This window comes from Microbacterium sulfonylureivorans (assembly GCF_003999995.1).
GTDB lineage: Bacteria > Actinomycetota > Actinomycetes > Actinomycetales > Microbacteriaceae > Microbacterium > Microbacterium sulfonylureivorans.
Genome location: NZ_RJAD01000002.1, coordinates 139,964 through 155,612 on the forward strand (window position 1 = coordinate 139,964; position 15,649 = coordinate 155,612).

Sequence of the window (15,649 nt, forward strand, 5' to 3'; positions counted from 1 at the left end):
GGTTGGTGACGGTCGAGGGGCAGGAGCCGGCGACGGGCGCGACGCCCCCCAGCGTCGGTGCCCAATCCGTCGAGCCCCGTCACTCTGTCTACCAGCAGGCACTGGGTGCGGAGTTTCACCTCCTCGATCCGAACCTGCAGAAGTACTTCGGTCCGATCCCTCACGGATGGGTTGGAAGCGGATCCGGCCTCTATGCGGTCGCAGGATCCCGACACCGAGTGCTTCGCCCCGTGCTCGCGCTGATGGCCTGGCGCCACATCCTCTTTCCCGAACTCGAACAAGACGTCCCCTTCGCCATCACGAACAGACCCTGCGGGGACGGCAGCCTCAGCGCCGTGCGCACCTTCGAATTCGCCCGCCGGACCCGGGTTATGGAAGACACCATGACGGTCGAGAACGGTCAACTTCGTGACCGCCTGGGTAAGCGACGCGGACTCGAGGTCGGCCTTCAACTAGCCGTTGTCTCCGGCGGGCTGCGCATGACGTCCACGAGCCTCGCTCTGCGCGTCGGTCGCCTGCGCATCCCGCTCCCGCGCGTCGCCGCTCTGACCTTGAACGAACGAACCAACCCCACCGACCCCACGCGACAAGACGTCGACGTGCGCATCAGCACACCATTCCTTCACGAAGTGTTCCGATACGCCGGCACGTTCGCCTACCAACTCCACGCCACCGGTGGCGTCCTCGTCGCTGAACGGAAGGGTGAATCTGGAGACGGCGCCTGACTTGTCGGTGATCTCGACGTTGACCAGCCGCCCGGAGTGATCAGTCGGCTGGACTGACAGGTGACCGTCGCAGCCAGAGACAGTAACCGTTGATCGGCACTTTCGCCCACGACGACGATGTCTCATTGACCGGCTCGCCCCACGCGGGGAAATCAGTCATCGGGAGCCGCAAAGACCGTGACGAGACCGCCGATCAGTTCCCCCATGCAACGGACGCTACGGCGCATCTCTCCGCCCTGCAAGCGGATCCCTCAGCGGCGTGTCCGTCGCTGGCGACGTCGGCCTAATCAGTCTGGGTTTGGCTCAGGTCGCGGTCGCCGGAATCGACCAGGTAGCCAGTGAACGCGAAGAACCCGACCCACAAAGCGATCGCAGTGACGAAGGACCCCACGGCTATCAGCAGCGCTTCGCGACCGTCGCGCGACTTCGGGACGATGCTCATGTGCCGACCCTAACCGCGCGGCCTCAGTCGGAACAGTGCGGGGATGGCAATCCGCTGAGGCTTAAGCGGATCTCCGATCCGCAACCCGACCGGCGAGGAACGCGAGTGTTACGAGTCCAGCCGCGAAGATGATCCACCCCGGGGTCTCCCGTCCAATGTGGAACCGTGGCTGGCGACATCTTCGTCAGCAGTGCGCCGCTTGCGTCCTGCAGCTAATGCAACTCCGCTGACTGCGCTTCGTACCGCTTGTTCTTCGTCACCGTTGCCGGGCATCCACTTCTCCGGCCGGTGCACCCAGGGTACGCGGCGGCCGCCGACATCCGATGTGGGTGGCCGGCGCTAACGTGCGGGCATGGTGGAGAGAGTCGAGCTCTGGTGGGCGCGGCGGCGGTTCTCGCGCGGCGCCGAGGTGCCGTACGCCGTCGGCACGTACCGCGAGGCGTGGGCGCCCTACCCCGCGCTCATTCGTCAGTATCACCCCGAGCTCAACGCCGGGATCGTGCTCACGCAGATCCCACCGGCTGCGGACGTGCTGCTGCTGTGGCAGTGCGAGGCAGGTCATACGTTCGTGGCAACGCCCTCCGAGCAGCGCAGCAGGCCGGGGCGCGAGCGGCGGCGGTCGGCGTGGTGCCCGGATTGCTCGGTGCTCGCGAAGCCGCCGCCGATCCGGAGGGCAGGGGAGCGGATGCCGCGGCCGCCGAAGCAGTCCCGCCCGCTGTGCCCGAAGACGCCCGAACTGCCGAAGGGCGAGCCGTTCGCGAGCGAGTGCGCCCCGCGACCCGCCTCGGCCGTCGAGGCGCGGCTGCGTGCCGACGTGTTCGCCCGGCTCGCCGTCACGCCCGGTCTCAACGCCGTGCGCGTCGCACGCCCGTTCTTCGATCACCTCGAGGTCTGGCCCGACATCCTGCTTCCCGAGCTGCGCGTGGCGATCGAGTACGACAGCACGGGCCGTCACGGACTCGAGCACGTCGGTCGGCGCGAGGACGCCGACCGGCGCAAGGACCGCGCGCTCCGGGCCGTCGGCTGGGAGGTGCTGCGGATCCGGACAGGCAGGCTCGAGCCGCTGGGTCCGTACGACCTGCAGCTCTCCTCCGTCGGCGCGCGGAGCCTGGGGCGGATCGTCGACGTGCTGCGCGACATCCGCGGTCCGCTGCTCGTCGACGCGTACCTGACGTGAGTCGGTGAGGGCACGCCGTCGGGCGGTGCCGCGTCGACGTCGGCCTGCATCGCGATTCGGTAACGACCGCCCCGAGTCGACCTGCTCGACTTGACCGCGGCGCTCTTGTTTCCTACATTTGCGAATACCTGAATCAGTTTTCAGGTACGCCCGATCCGGGCACCCGAACCTTCCAACGGTGAAAGGCACGCACATGCGGGTTACGAAGAAGCTGCTCCTGGGGTCCGTGGTCGCCACGGCCGCACTCGTCCTGGCCGCCTGCGCTCCGTCGACGGAGCCCGGCGGCGAGTCGACCGGCGACGGCAGCGGTCCGTCCGAAGTGACGGTCGGCATCGTCACGAGCGAGTCCGGCCCGCTCGCCGGCTACGGCAAGCAGTACCTCGACGCGTTCAAGGCCGGTCTCGACTATGTCACCGACGGCACCGGCGAGATCGACGGCACCACCATCAACGTCGAGTACAAGGACGACGCCGGCGACCCCGACAAGGCGGTCACGGTCGTCAAGGAGCTCATCGGCGAAGGCGTGAACATCATCGCCGGCACGGCGGCTTCGGGCGTCGCGCTCGCCGTCGCCGAGCAGGCCGAGCAGAACAAGGTGCTCTACATCTCGGGTCCGGCGGCCGCCGACGCGCTCACCGGAATCAACGACTACACGTTCCGCTCCGGACGCCAGAGCGCGCAGGACGTCGCCACCGCGGGAACCTTCCTCGACGACATCGACGGCAAGAAGATCACCGTCTTCGCCCAGGACAACGCGTTCGGCCAGGGCAACGTCGCCGCGGTCGACGCGATCCTCGGAGCACAGGGCGCGACCGTGACCCCGGTGCTCGTCGCCGAGGACGCGACCGAGTTCACGCCCTTCGCGCAGCAGATCCTCGCGGGCGAGCCCGACCTCGTGTTCGTCGCGTGGGCGGGCGCGACCTCCGGTGCGATGTGGCAGGCGCTCAGCCAGCAGGGCGTGCTCGACGAGATCCCGGTCGTCACCGGGCTCGGCGACTCCGCGACCTTCGGCGCGTACGGCGAGGCATCCGAGAAGATCAGCTTCCTCAACCACTACTTCCCGGGCGCTCCCGACAACGAGGTGAACACCGCGATGGTCGAGGCGATCGAGGGCGCCGGCGGCACGCCGGACCTGTTCAGCCCCGACGGCTTCAACGCCGCGATCATGATCGCCCACGCGATCGCCGAGGGCGACGGAGAGGTCGACGCGATGGTGTCGGCGCTCGAGGGCTTCGAGTTCGAAGGCCCCAAGGGCGCCATGACCGTGCGTGAGAGCGACCACGCGCTCATTCAGGAGATGTACCAGGTCAAGCTCGTCGCCGACGGCGACGCGTTCGTGCCCGAGCTCGTCGACACGGTCTCGGCCGACGACGTCGCCCCGGCCGAAGCCGAATAGCCGGCACCGCACGATGAGCACCCCTGTCCCGTCCGCGTCGCCGACGGCGCCCGCTGCGCCCCGTCGCGGCTCGCACCTGAAGATCGAGGGCCTCGGCCTGCAGATCGGCGGCGCGACGATCCTGAAGGATGTCGAGCTCGACGTCGCCGCGGGCTCGCTCGTGGGCGTCATCGGACCGAACGGAGCCGGCAAGACCACGCTGTTCAACGTGGTCTCCGGCCTCATGAAGCCCACCGCCGGCCGGGTGCTCCTGGACGACGACGACATCACGACGGCGTCCGTGCCCGCCCGGGCGCGGGCGGGACTGGGGCGCACCTTCCAGACCTCGAGCCTCTTCCCGCGGCTGTCCGTGCTCGAGAACGTGCGGCTGGCCGCCCAGGTGTCGCTGGGCGGCTCGGCGTCGCTGCTGCGCTTCCCGCGACGATCGGATGCCGCGACCGAGGTCGCGATCGCCAAGCTCGAGGCCGTGGGGCTCGGCCACAAGCGCGACTTCGCGGCGGGCGACATCTCCCACGGCGACAAGCGCAAGCTCGAGATCGCAGTGCTTCTGGCCACCGAGACGAGCATCGTGCTGCTCGACGAGCCCATGGCCGGAGTCGGCTCGGGCGACGTCGACGGGCTGGTCGGCAACATCCGCGACCTGCACCGCGAGAAGGGCTGCACCGTCCTCATGGTCGAGCACCACATCGACGTGCTCATGGGGCTGGTCGACAAGGTCGCGGTGATGTACTTCGGCACGATCATCGCGTACGACACCCCGCAGAACGTGATGGAGAACCCCCTCGTGCAGAGCGCATACCTCGGGACGGGGGCGGCGTGAGCGGCGCCGAGTCGGTCGCGGCCGAGCCCATCCTCACGGTGAAGGGACTCCGCTGCTCGATCGGCGGGCAGCAGGTCGTCGAGGACGTCACGTTCGAGATGCCCGCGACCGGCATCACCGCCGTCCTCGGTCGCAACGGCGTGGGCAAGACCTCGACGCTCCGCGGCATCCTGGGTCTCATCCAGCGCCGTGGCGAGGTGCGGCTCGCGGGCGAGCGCATCGACGGCCTGGCGACCCACCGGATCGTGCGCCGGGGCGTCGGGTATGTGCCCGAGGATCGCGAGATCTTCTCGAAGCTGACGGTGGCCGAGAACCTGGCGCTCGCCGAGCGCCAGCGCGCCCCTCGCCGCGAGTTCGTCGCCGAGCTCTTCCCCGACCTCGTCGCCCGCCGCGACCAGCTCGCCGGCACCCTGTCCGGCGGACAGCAGCAGATGGTCTCGGTCGCGCGCGCCCTCATCAACGACAACCGGCTGCTCCTCGTCGACGAGCCGACCAAGGGACTCGCCCCGAAGATCGTCACCGAGGTCGCCGACGCCCTCGAGGAAGCGGGCAGGACCGTGCCCATCCTGCTCGTCGAGCAGAACCTCGAGGTCGTGCGCCGGCTCGCCGACACGGCGATCGTGATCGGCGGGGGCCGCGTCGTCCACACGGGCAGGGCCCGCGAGATCCTGGACGACGACGAGCTCACCCGCCGCCTGCTCGGAGTGCATACGGAGGCCCACGCGTGAGCACCCTCGTCCTCACCCTCATCACCGGCGTCGGCCTCGGCGCCCTGTACTTCCTCGTCGCGAGCGGCCTCAGTCTCATCTACGGACTCATGCACGTGCTGAACTTCGCCCACGGCGCGTTCCTCACGCTGAGTGCGTTCATCGGATGGATGGTCGCGCAGGCGCTCGGCACCGCGTCGTGGGGCTCGTTCCTGCTGTCCGTGCTCGTCGGCGCAGGCGTCGGCGCGGCGTTCGCCACCCTCACCGAGCTGGTCCTGATCCGGCCCCTCTACGAGCGGCACATCGAGCAGGTGCTCGTGACCGTCGGACTGTCGTTCGCCGCCGTCGCCCTGTTCGAGGGGATCTGGGGGACCGATCCGATCCACATCACCGGTCCGCCGTGGCTCACGCAGACGACGGAGGTGCTCGGCGCCCGCATCCCGAACACCTACTGGGTCCTGATGATCGCGGCGGTGCTGGTGCTTGCGGCCCTGGTGCTGTTCCTCAAGCGCACGCGCTACGGCATGATCATCCGGGCCGGCGTCGAGAACCGCTCGATGGTCACCGCGCTCGGCATCGACGTGCGCCGATCCTTCACCCTGGTCTTCGCGATCGGCGGGGCCGCGGCAGGAATCGGGGGAGTGCTCGCGATGCACTACTCGACGTTCGTCTCGGCCCACCTCGGCGCGACGCTCCTCATCTTCGCGTTCATCGTCACCGTGGTCGGCGGCCTCGGATCGCTCACGGGGGCGGCCGTGGCATCCGTCCTCGTCGCGGTGCTGCAGCAGTTCGCGAACTTCTATCTCGGCGGAACCGGCGACTTCATCGTCGTGATCCTCCTCGCCGTCGTGCTCCTCGTGCGCCCGGCCGGACTCCTGGGGAAGAAGGCATGACCGGCTCCTCGACCTCGTCGCTCGGCATCCGCCGACTCGTCCCTGTCATCGTCGGTGCCGGGCTCATCGTCTTCATGGCGGTGCTTCCGCTGCTGAACCTGTCGCTGCCCGGCATCCTTCCGACGCCCACCTACATGCCCGGCACCCTCGCGCTGCTGTCGCTGTGCATGGTGTTCGCCGCGCTCGCGCTGTCGTACAACCTGCTGCTCGGATCGGGCGGGATGCTGTCCTTCGGCCACGCCCTGTACTTCGGCGCCGGCGCGTACGGCCTCGGCATCGCGCTCGAGCACTTCGGCGTTCCGCTGTGGCCCGGGATCTTCATCGCGCTGATCGGCGGCATGGTGATCGCCCTCGTCACCGGCGCCGTGTCGATGCGCGTCTCGGGGATCCCGTTCGCGATGGTGACGCTCGCGTTCGCCCAGGCGGGGTCGGTGCTCGTCCGCCGCAACTCGCAGATCACGGGCGGCGAGGAAGGGCTGACCCTCGACACCGACCAGGTCCCCGACGTCCTCGTCGGAGTGGTCAATACGCGGAACCTGTACTGGTTCGCGCTCGCAGTGCTCGTGGTCGTGTACCTCGTGACGCTGTGGGTCGACACGTCGCGCCTCGGCCACCTCGCCCGTGCCACGCGCGAGAACGAGCAGCGCGTCCGCGTGCTCGGCCTGCGGCCCTACACCGTCAAGCTCGTCGTGTTCGTCATCGCCGCGGTGCTCGCGAGCCTCGCCGGAGTGGCCTACATGCTGCTTCAGTCGGGCACGGTGCCGCGGGCCGTGTCGGCAGATCTCACGATCACGATCCTCGTGATGGTCGTCCTCGGTGGCGTCGGCTTCCGGTGGGGTGCCATCGTTGGCGGTGTGCTGTACACGCTGCTCGACCAGCGGTTGACGGTCCTCGCCGGCTCGGACGCCATCGCGGGCCTCCCCGACGTGCTGCGCGTTCCCCTCTCGGAGCCGCTGTTCATCCTCGGCGTGCTGTTCATCCTCGTCGTGATGTTCCTCCCCGGCGGGATCGCCGGGACCATCGACGCCGCCTTCCGCCGCCGTCGCGGCGAGAAGGTCCGGGGGTCGCTGCGCACGCTCGACGACGACGCCGCCGAGGCGGAGACGCCCGTGGAGGTGCGCGCATGACGTGGGATGCCGAGCTCGAGGACGGCGCGCACACGATCGGCCGCTGGCTGACCGACCGCGCCGCCCGCTCGCCGCAGCGCATCGCGATCGACGACCGCGGCGTGACGACCGACTACGCGACCCTCGCAGCCCGGGCCACGGCACTCGCCGAGGGTCTGCGCCACGTCGGCTACGGCCCGGGCGACCGCATCGCGACGATCTCGGGCAATTCGACAGACCACGTGGTGGCGTTCTTCGCGTGCGCCCTCGCGGGTGTCGCGTTCGTGCCGCTGTCGTGGCGGCTGACGCCGCGCGAACTGTCCGACCTGCTCGACCGGACCGATCCCGCCCTGGTGCTCGTCGAGGACGAGCACGCGTCGCTCGCCGGCGAGGCACTTCGCGCGCTGGACAGGATGCCGCCCGTCGCAGTGCTCGGCACCACCGGGGTCGAGGCGGGGCCCAAGCGGTCCGCCCTGGGGACCGTCCCGCACCCGCGCACGGCGCGACCGCGCCGGCCCGTGCACGACGACGACCCGCTGCTGGTGATCTTCACGTCGGGCAGCGAGGCGGCCCCGAAGGGCGTGGTGCTCACGCACGCGAACTGCTTCTGGAACAATCTCGCCCTCGCGCAGGCGCTGCCGCTCACGCACGATGACGTGGTGCTGGCGATGCTGCCGCAGTTCCACGTCGCCGCGTGGAACTGCCAGCCGCTGCTGGCGTGGTGGGTCGGCGCGACCGTCGTGCTCGAGCGCGGGTTCCACCCGGCACGCGTGCTGCAGCTCATCGCAGAACGCCGCGTGACGGCGATGATGGGCGTCCCGACCCAGTACGCGCTGCTGGCCGCCGATCGCGCGTGGGAGGAGACGGATGCGTCCTCCCTCCGGCTCGCACTGGTCGGCGGGGCGACCATGCCGGTCTCGCTCCAGGAGGAGTGGACCGCCCGCGGCGTGCCCCTGACCCAGGGCTACGGGCTCACAGAAGCCGCACCCAACGTGCTGCACCTTCCCGCGGAGGACTCCGCCGGGCGGCCCGGCGCGGTCGGTCGGCCGTATCCGCACGTCTCGGTGAGGGTGGTCGATCCCGAGTCCGGCCTGGCGCTCGACGGCGAGGCGACGGGGGAGCTGTGGGTGCGCGGTCCGAGCGTGTTCGCCGGCTACCTCGGCGACGACGCCGCAACGGCGCGCGCGATGAGCGGCGAGTGGCTCCGCACGGGCGACCTCGTGCACAGGGATGCCGAGGGGATCGTGCGGATCGTCGATCGGATCAAGGACATCTTCATCTCGGGCGGCGAGAACGTCGCGCCCGCCGAGGTCGAGTTCGCGCTGACCCTGCATCCGCTGGTCGAGGCGGCTGCAGTCGTGGGCGTGCCGGATCCCGTGTGGGGCGAGCGCGGCGTAGCGTTCGTGGTGCCGGTTCCGGGGGCCGCACTGTCGGTGGACGAGGTGCTCGCGCACGCGCGACGCAACCTCGCCGCTTTCAAAGTGCCCGTGCACGTGGAGTTCGTCGACGCACTGCCGCGTTCGACGATCGAGAAGCTCGCCAGGTCGCGTCTGCGCGATCGGGGGAGAAGGCTGATGGAGCGACGTGATCGGGCGACCGGGCACGAGACGGAAGAGGTGCGGCGATGACGCTTCCCGAAGAACTGGTCGACGACGAGCCCGAGCTGGTCTCACCGGCCACCGGACGCCCGCTCACGAAGCGCGGCGAGGCGACGCGGCGACGACTGCTCGAGGCGGCAGAGGTCGTGTTCGCGGAGCAGGGATACCACGAGGCATCCATCGTGAAGATCACAGAGCGCGCGGGCATCGGCCTGGGTACGTTCTACCTCTACTTCGACAGCAAGCAGTCGATCTTCGAGGCGCTGGTCATCGACCTCAACCGCCGCGTGCGCCACTCGATGTCGGAGGCGATGGAGGGGGCAACCACCCGACTCGACGCCGAGCGGGCAGGATTCGCGGGGTTCTTCCGCTTCACGGCCGAGCATCCGGCGCTCTACCGGGTGGTCCGCGAGGCCGAGTTCGTCTCACCCGAGGTGCTGCGACTGCACTACACGCGGATCGTCGAGGGATACGAGGCGGGGCTCCGCGCGGCGCAGGACGCCGGCGACGTCGACCGCGCACTCGACCCCGAGACCACCGCGTGGGCGCTCATGGGCATGGGTGAGCTCATCGGCATGCGATTCCTTCTCTGGGAGCGCGATGCCGAGGGCCGCCCGCCGGCGCAGCTCGATCCGGTCGTGTTCGCCGGCATGACCCGCATCATCGACAACGCCCTCGCACCTCGCGCATCCGGGCAGGAAGGGGCGAAGTGATGACCGAGCACGACCTCGCAGGAAAGCGCGCCCTCGTCACCGGCGGCGCGAGCGGCATCGGACTGGCTTGCGCGCACGAGTTCGCGGGCCGCGGCGCGCACGTCATCGTGGCCGATCTGAACGCGGATGCCGCAGCCGCCGCGGCGGCCGAGGTGGGCGGTGAGGCATGGGTCGTCGACCTGTCCGACACGGCCGCGCTCGACGATCTCACGCTCGATGTCGACATCCTCGTCAACAACGCGGGAATCCAGCGGGTGAGCCCGATCACGGAGTTCGATCCCGATGCGTTCCGACTGCTGCTGCGGCTCATGCTGGAGTCGCCGTTCCTCCTCATCCGAGCGGCGCTGCCCGGGATGTACGAGAAGGGGTGGGGCCGCGTGATCAACATCTCGAGCGCCCACGGGCTGCGCGCGAGCGCCTTCAAGTCGGCCTACGTCGCCGCCAAGCACGGGCTCGAGGGCCTGTCGAAGGTGACCGCGCTCGAGGGAGCCCCGCACGGCGTGACGAGCAACTGCATCAATCCGGCGTACGTGCGCACGCCGCTGGTCGAGAAGCAGATCGCCGATCAGGCGAAGGTGCACGGCATCCCCGAGAGCGAGGTCATCGAGAAGATCATGCTCACCGAGACCGCGGTCAAGCGCCTCGTCGAGGCCGACGAGGTGGCATCGCTCGCGGGCTGGCTCGCCTCCGGCAAGTCCGGCATGGTCACCGGCGCCTCGTACACGATGGACGGCGGATGGACCGCACGATGAGCTCGGCGCCGCAGACCCGCACGGGCCACCGCTACCGCACGGTCGACGTCCCCGTCTCGGGCGGCGATCTGCGGGTCGGCGTCTGGGATCCCGAGCCCGCCGACGCCGCCGCGGCCGATGTCCTTCTCATCCACGGTGTGACGTCGTCGCACCTCGCGTGGCCTTTCGTCGTCGATCGGCTCCCCGGCGTGCGGGCGGTCGCTCCCGACCTCCGGGGCCGCGGGGCGAGCAACGACCTCGTCGGACCCGCCGGACTCCAGGCGCACGCCGACGACCTCGCCGCAGCGCTCGACGCGCTCGGCATCGAGCGGACGGTCGTCGTGGGGCACTCGATGGGCGCCTTCGTCGCGGTCGTGTTCGCCCACCGCCACCCGGACCGCGTATCGAGGCTGGTGCTCGTCGACGGCGGGCTTCCGCTCGACGTTCCGGCCGGACTCGACACCGACACGCTCGTCGCGGGCATCCTCGGCCCGACCGCCGCTCGACTGTCGATGCGCTTCGCGGACGCGGGGGAGTACCTCGACTTCTGGCGGTCGCACCCTGCGTTCCGAGCGGACTGGACGCCGGAGCTCGAGCAGTACCTCGCGTACGATCTCGTGGCCGACGGCGCCGGGGCGTTCCGCCCGGCGACGAGCTACGAGACGACCGCCGACGACACCCTCGACATGAACACGGGCACCGGCCTGTCGGACGCGCTCGCGGGGCTGCGGCATCCGGCCCGCATGATCACCGCCCCGCGCGGGCTGCAGGACGAGGAGCCGGGCCTGTACGCGCCGGCACATCTCGCCCGCGTGCTCGCCGCGAATCCCGGCGTGCGGCACGAGCGCCTCGACAGGTTCAACCACTACACGATCGTGATGTCGCCGGCGGGGGCAGATGCCGTCGCCGCCGTCGTGCGCGAAGAGCTCGCCGCCGGCGACTGAGTCGGCCTTCGCCGATCGGCCTCGTCGGCGTCGTCAGCGGCTCGCGGCGATGCGGGTCGTCAGCTGATGCGCGTGCGCGAGCAGCGTGCGTCCGAGCTCGGGCAGCCGGTCGGGACCGAAGCGGAACTCGACGCCGGTGAGGCTGAGCGCCCACTGCGGGTGGCCCTCTTTCGTGAACACCGCGGCGCCGAGCCCCCAGCTGCCCTCGACGATCAGCCCGGGGTTCACCGCGTATCCGCGTTCGTGGGTGTCGCGCAGTCGTGCGCGCAGCCGCGCCTCGCCGTGCGATGCGCCCCACGCCTGCGGCAGCTCTGGGTGTCGCTCGAGGTAGGCGTCCACATCGTGGGGCGGCAGGAAGGCCAGGATCGCAAGTCCGGCGGAAGCCACGCCCAAGGGGAAGCGCACGCCCTCCGACAGCACGAACGACCGGATCGGGAAGCTCCCCTCTTCGCGCAGCAGGCACACCGTCTCATCGCCGCGGCGCACCGAGAGGAACGCGCTCTCCTCCGTGCGGACGGCGAGCGACCGGACGATGTCGCGGGCGATCCCCGTGATGTCGTAGCGGGATGCTGCGACTGTCCCCATCAGGTACAGCTCCGGTCCGGGCATCCAGCGGCCGGTGCGGTCGTCCTGGTCGACGAGGCCCTCGTACCGCAGCGCGGTGAGGAGCCGGTGCGTGGTCGGGCGAGTGAGGTCGGCCCGGCGGGCGAGGTCGGCCACCGGCATCCCGTCGTCGCCCGCCGATGTGACCAATCGCAGCAGGTGAGCCGCCCGCGCGACCGACTGGGCGCCGGGCACCGAGCGTTGGGTCTTCGTCGATTCGTCCACGATGTGGACACTACGCTCGCCGTCCTCCACATGGCAAACGAGAGTCGCGCGCCGGGCACGCGGAGGGCGCAGGATGGACCCATCCGGCAACGAAGGAGTAGCGCGTGATCGACAAGACCTGGGGGTCCGCCGCCGAGGCGGTGGCCGACATCCCGGACGGAGCATCGCTCGCGGTCGGCGGATTCGGCCTCTCCGGAAATCCCATCGCCCTCATCGAGGCGCTGCTCACGCAGGGCACCACCGATCTCAGCATCGTCAGCAACAACTGCGGAGTGGATGACTGGGGCCTCGGCATCCTGCTGAACGCGAAGCGCATCCGCAAGATGACGTCCTCGTACGTCGGCGAGAACAAGGAGTTCGAGCGCCAGTTCCTCTCCGGCGAGCTCGAGCTCGAGCTCACCCCGCAGGGCACGCTCGCCGAGAAGCTCCGCGCCGGCGGCTCGGGCATCGCCGCGTTCTACACGCAGACCGGCGTCGGCACGCAGGTCGCCGAAGGCGGGCTTCCGCGCCGGTACGACGGGGCCGGCGGCATCGCCGTCGCGTCGCCGGTGAAGGACGTGCGCACCTTCGACGTCTCGGGTGCGGCCCGCGACTACGTGCTCGAAGAGGCGATCGTCACCGACTTCGCGCTCGTGCACGCCCAGAAGGGCGATCGGCACGGCAACCTGATCTTCAACAAGTCCGCGCGCAACTTCAACCCGCTCGCCGCGATGGCCGGCCGGGTCTGCATCGCCCAGGTCGAAGAGCTGGTCGAGCCGGGCGAGCTCGACCCGGACTGCGTCCACCTGCCCGGCATCTACGTGCACCGCGTCGTGGAAGTCGGATCCGACATCGAGAAGCGCATCGAGCGTCGCACCGTGTCCGTCGCCCAGGCTGCGGCTCGTGAGATGCCGGAAGGAGCCTGACCATGGCACTCACCCGCAACGAGATGGCCGCCCGCGCGGCTCAGGAGCTCGCCGACGGCGCGTACGTCAACCTCGGAATCGGCCTGCCCACGCTCGTCCCCAACTTCGTGCCCGACGGCGTCACCGTCGTGCTGCAGTCCGAGAACGGCATCCTCGGCGTCGGTCCCTATCCCTCGGAGGAGCGCGTCGACCCCGACCTCATCAACGCCGGAAAGGAGACGGTCACGACTCTCCCCGGCGCGGCGTTCTTCGACTCCGCGACGAGCTTCGGCATGATCCGCGGCGGCAAGATCGATGCCGCGATCCTCGGGGCGATGCAGGTGTCGGCATCCGGCGACCTCGCCAACTGGATGATCCCGGGCAAGATGGTCAAAGGCCCCGGCGGGGCGATGGATCTCGTCCACGGCGCCGCGAAGGTGATCGTGCTCATGGAGCACGTCGCCCGCGACGGCTCCGCGAAGATCGTCGACGACTGCTCGCTCCCTCTCACGGGCCGCGGCGTCGTCGACCGGATCATCACCGACCTGGCCGTGATCGACGTGACGGATGCAGGTCTCGTCCTGATCGAGCTCGCACCGGGAGTCACGGTCGAAGAGGTGGTCGCGGCGACGGAGCCCACGCTCACGATCGCCGTCGAACTCAAGGAGGAAGCATGAACCACGACGACGTCGTCATCGTCGCCGCCGCGCGCACGCCGCAGGGGCGACTCAAGGGCCAGCTCGCCCCGCTCACCGCGGTTCAGCTCGGCAGCGCCGCGATCCGCGGGGCGCTCGAGAAGGGCGGGATCCCCGCCGAGGCCGTCGACGCGGTGCTGGTCGGCCAGGTGCTGCCGGCCGGATCCGGCCAGAATCCCGCACGCCAGGCCGCAGTGGGCGCCGGCATCCCGTGGGGAGTCCACTCCGGCTCCGTCAACAAGGTGTGCCTGTCGGGCCTCACGGCGATCATCGACGGCGCGCGGATGATCGCCGTCGGCGATGCGCCCGTCGTGGTCGCGGCAGGGATGGAGTCGATGACCCGCTCGCCGCACCTGCTCATGGGGTCGCGAGACGGCTGGGCGTACGGCTCGGTCGAGGTGCTCGACCACATGGCGTACGACGGCCTCACCGACGCGTACGACCGCGAGAGCATGGGGGCGTCGACCGAGCGGCACAACGGGCGTCTCGAGGTCACGCGAGAGGCGCAGGACGCCGTCGCCGCTCGGTCGCACCAGCGCGCGGCAGCCGCGCAGGCCGCGGGGCTGTTCGATGCCGAGATCGTCCCGGTGGAGATCCCACAGCGCAAGGGCGACCCCGTCGTGGTCACGAAGGACGAGGGCATCCGCCCCGACACCACCGTCGACACGCTCGCCGGCCTCCGCCCTGCGTTCGCCGAGGGCGGCTCGATCACGGCGGGCAACTCGTCGCAGATCTCGGACGGCGCCTCCGCGGTGGTGCTCACGAGCCGCTCGCACGCCGATGAGAAGGGCTGGCCCGTGCTCGCCGTCGTCGGCGCCTCCGGCCAGGTCGCCGGACCCGACAACTCGTTGCACTCGCAGCCTGCTCGCGCCATCGAGAAGGCCCTCGCCAAGCAGGGCATCGGGACCGGGGACCTCGACCTCGTGGAGATCAACGAGGCGTTCGGCGCCGTCGTGGTGCGGTCGCAGGCCGAGCTCGGCCTGTCCGACGACGTGGTCAACCCCCACGGCGGCGGCATCGCGATCGGTCATCCGATCGGTGCCTCGGGCAACCGCCTCGTCGTCCACGCCGTGCACGAGCTCGTCCGCCGCGGGGGCGGCGTCGCCGCAGTCGCGCTGTGCGGCGGCGGCGGGCAGGGCGATGCGCTCATCCTGACGCGCTGACAGCGGGGGCGACGGAACCGCCGGGGTGTACCGTCAGCGGGGTGACCACGATCTCCCGCATCACCGCCGACGACCGGCCCGCCTGGGACGCACTGTGGCAGGCGTACATCACCTTCTACGAGTCGGAGGTGCCGGCGGACGTCTCGAACACGACGTTCGAGCGCATCCTCGCCCACAAAGACCTGCACGGCGCGCTCGCGCGGGATGCCGCGGGCACCCCGATCGGGCTCGTGCACTGGCTGACGCATCCGGCCACGTGGACGACCGGGTCGTACTGCTACCTCGAGGATCTCTTCGTCGACCCCGGCTCACGGGGCAGCGGTGCGGGGCGCGCGCTCATCGACCACGTGAAGGGGTGGGCGAAGCTCTATGGCGCGAGCAAGGTCTACTGGCTGACCGCGGACGACAACGCGACAGCTCGGGCGCTGTACGACAAGGTGGCCGTCTCGACCGGCTTCGTGCACTACGAGATCGAGCTGTAGGTCCGCGTCAGCGCTGCACGCGGCGCTTGAGGAGCTTCTTCTCCCTGCCGTGCACGGGGGAGTCGTTCGCGATGATCTCGCCGCGGGAGGCCCGGCGCACGTCGACGATCGCGCCGATCGCGAGTGCGAGCGTGATCCCCCAGCTCAGCCATCCCAGTGCCGTGCGCCAGGTGAACGGCGCGTCCTCGCGCATGCCCCGCAGCAGGGTCAGGCCGCCCGTGATGGCCGTGAGGATGCCGGTGCCGAAGAGGTACTTGCGCATGCGCCCACGCTATCGCGGGGCGGGCATATGCGTCGCCCCTTGACAGGCATCGGCGTCGGCGTCAAGCGGCCGGTGCACGGGCG

The 15,649-nt window shown here is 70.2% G+C and carries 18 protein-coding genes; 15 read left to right on the top strand and 3 right to left on the bottom strand.

Going from position 1 to position 15,649, the window contains the following annotated elements; all coding sequences use genetic code 11:
* The first annotated feature begins 5 nt into the window (after positions 1-5).
* Positions 6-725, top strand: coding sequence for a DUF4166 domain-containing protein (locus EER34_RS17495; RefSeq protein WP_164743539.1), 720 nt, complete (start codon positions 6-8; stop codon positions 723-725).
* 283 nt (positions 726-1,008) lie between these two features.
* Here the strand turns inward: EER34_RS17495 and EER34_RS17500 are convergent, their stop codons facing one another.
* On the bottom strand, positions 1,009-1,167 hold the full coding sequence (locus tag EER34_RS17500) for a hypothetical protein (protein ID WP_164743540.1): 159 nt from the start codon (positions 1,165-1,167) through the stop codon (positions 1,009-1,011).
* A 352-nt stretch (positions 1,168-1,519) separates the two neighbouring features.
* On the opposite strand from EER34_RS17500, the gene EER34_RS10175 reads away from it, so the two are divergent.
* From EER34_RS10175 to EER34_RS10220, 10 genes are all read left to right on the top strand, one after another.
* A complete protein-coding gene (locus tag EER34_RS10175; RefSeq protein WP_127474494.1) occupies positions 1,520-2,344 on the top strand; it encodes a zinc-ribbon domain-containing protein in 825 nt (274 codons plus the stop codon).
* A gap of 193 nt (positions 2,345-2,537) precedes the next feature.
* Positions 2,538-3,740, top strand: coding sequence for a substrate-binding domain-containing protein (locus EER34_RS10180; RefSeq protein ID WP_127474496.1), 1,203 nt, complete (start codon positions 2,538-2,540; stop codon positions 3,738-3,740).
* A gap of 13 nt (positions 3,741-3,753) precedes the next feature.
* Entirely contained in the window at positions 3,754-4,560 is an 807-nt protein-coding gene (locus EER34_RS10185) for an ABC transporter ATP-binding protein (protein ID WP_127474498.1), read from the top strand.
* On the top strand, positions 4,557-5,288 hold the full coding sequence (locus tag EER34_RS10190) for an ABC transporter ATP-binding protein (RefSeq protein ID WP_127474500.1): 732 nt from the start codon (positions 4,557-4,559) through the stop codon (positions 5,286-5,288). The genes EER34_RS10185 and EER34_RS10190 overlap by 4 nt, the downstream gene beginning before the upstream one ends.
* Positions 5,285-6,160, top strand: a complete 876-nt coding sequence (locus tag EER34_RS10195; protein ID WP_127474502.1) for a branched-chain amino acid ABC transporter permease — start codon at positions 5,285-5,287, stop codon at positions 6,158-6,160. The genes EER34_RS10190 and EER34_RS10195 overlap by 4 nt, the downstream gene beginning before the upstream one ends.
* A complete protein-coding gene (locus EER34_RS10200; protein ID WP_127474504.1) occupies positions 6,157-7,287 on the top strand; it encodes a branched-chain amino acid ABC transporter permease in 1,131 nt (376 codons plus the stop codon). Before EER34_RS10195 ends, EER34_RS10200 begins: the two co-directional genes overlap by 4 nt.
* Positions 7,284-8,894, top strand: coding sequence for a class I adenylate-forming enzyme family protein (locus tag EER34_RS10205; protein ID WP_127474506.1), 1,611 nt, complete (start codon positions 7,284-7,286; stop codon positions 8,892-8,894). The genes EER34_RS10200 and EER34_RS10205 overlap by 4 nt, the downstream gene beginning before the upstream one ends.
* Complete coding sequence (locus EER34_RS10210; RefSeq protein WP_127474508.1) at positions 8,891-9,577, top strand: TetR/AcrR family transcriptional regulator; 687 nt, start codon at positions 8,891-8,893, stop codon at positions 9,575-9,577. Before EER34_RS10205 ends, EER34_RS10210 begins: the two co-directional genes overlap by 4 nt.
* Positions 9,577-10,329, top strand: coding sequence for a 3-hydroxybutyrate dehydrogenase (locus EER34_RS10215; protein ID WP_127474510.1), 753 nt, complete (start codon positions 9,577-9,579; stop codon positions 10,327-10,329). The genes EER34_RS10210 and EER34_RS10215 overlap by 1 nt, the downstream gene beginning before the upstream one ends.
* Positions 10,314-11,252 (top strand): alpha/beta hydrolase, encoded by a 939-nt coding sequence (locus EER34_RS10220; protein ID WP_127474512.1) that lies wholly within the window; start codon positions 10,314-10,316, stop codon positions 11,250-11,252. Before EER34_RS10215 ends, EER34_RS10220 begins: the two co-directional genes overlap by 16 nt.
* A gap of 33 nt (positions 11,253-11,285) precedes the next feature.
* Here the strand turns inward: EER34_RS10220 and EER34_RS10225 are convergent, their stop codons facing one another.
* Entirely contained in the window at positions 11,286-12,080 is a 795-nt protein-coding gene (locus tag EER34_RS10225; protein WP_127474514.1) for an IclR family transcriptional regulator, read from the bottom strand.
* 104 nt (positions 12,081-12,184) lie between these two features.
* Here EER34_RS10225 and EER34_RS10230 point away from each other — a divergent pair, with 104 nt between their 5' ends.
* The 4 genes from EER34_RS10230 to EER34_RS10245 are packed head-to-tail and all read left to right on the top strand — an operon-like array spanning position 12,185 to position 15,304.
* Positions 12,185-12,985 (top strand): CoA transferase subunit A, encoded by an 801-nt coding sequence (locus EER34_RS10230; RefSeq protein ID WP_127474516.1) that lies wholly within the window; start codon positions 12,185-12,187, stop codon positions 12,983-12,985.
* 2 nt (positions 12,986-12,987) lie between these two features.
* Positions 12,988-13,641 (top strand): CoA transferase subunit B, encoded by a 654-nt coding sequence (locus tag EER34_RS10235; protein WP_127474518.1) that lies wholly within the window; start codon positions 12,988-12,990, stop codon positions 13,639-13,641.
* Positions 13,638-14,822: an acetyl-CoA C-acetyltransferase gene (locus EER34_RS10240; protein ID WP_127474520.1), complete on the top strand. Its 1,185-nt coding sequence runs from the start codon at positions 13,638-13,640 to the stop codon at positions 14,820-14,822. Before EER34_RS10235 ends, EER34_RS10240 begins: the two co-directional genes overlap by 4 nt.
* A 41-nt stretch (positions 14,823-14,863) precedes the next feature.
* Positions 14,864-15,304: a GNAT family N-acetyltransferase gene (locus tag EER34_RS10245; protein ID WP_127474522.1), complete on the top strand. Its 441-nt coding sequence runs from the start codon at positions 14,864-14,866 to the stop codon at positions 15,302-15,304.
* 7 nt (positions 15,305-15,311) lie between these two features.
* Here the strand turns inward: EER34_RS10245 and EER34_RS10250 are convergent, their stop codons facing one another.
* Positions 15,312-15,566: a hypothetical protein gene (locus EER34_RS10250; protein ID WP_127474524.1), complete on the bottom strand. Its 255-nt coding sequence runs from the start codon at positions 15,564-15,566 to the stop codon at positions 15,312-15,314.
* Positions 15,567-15,649 lie beyond the last annotated feature (83 nt).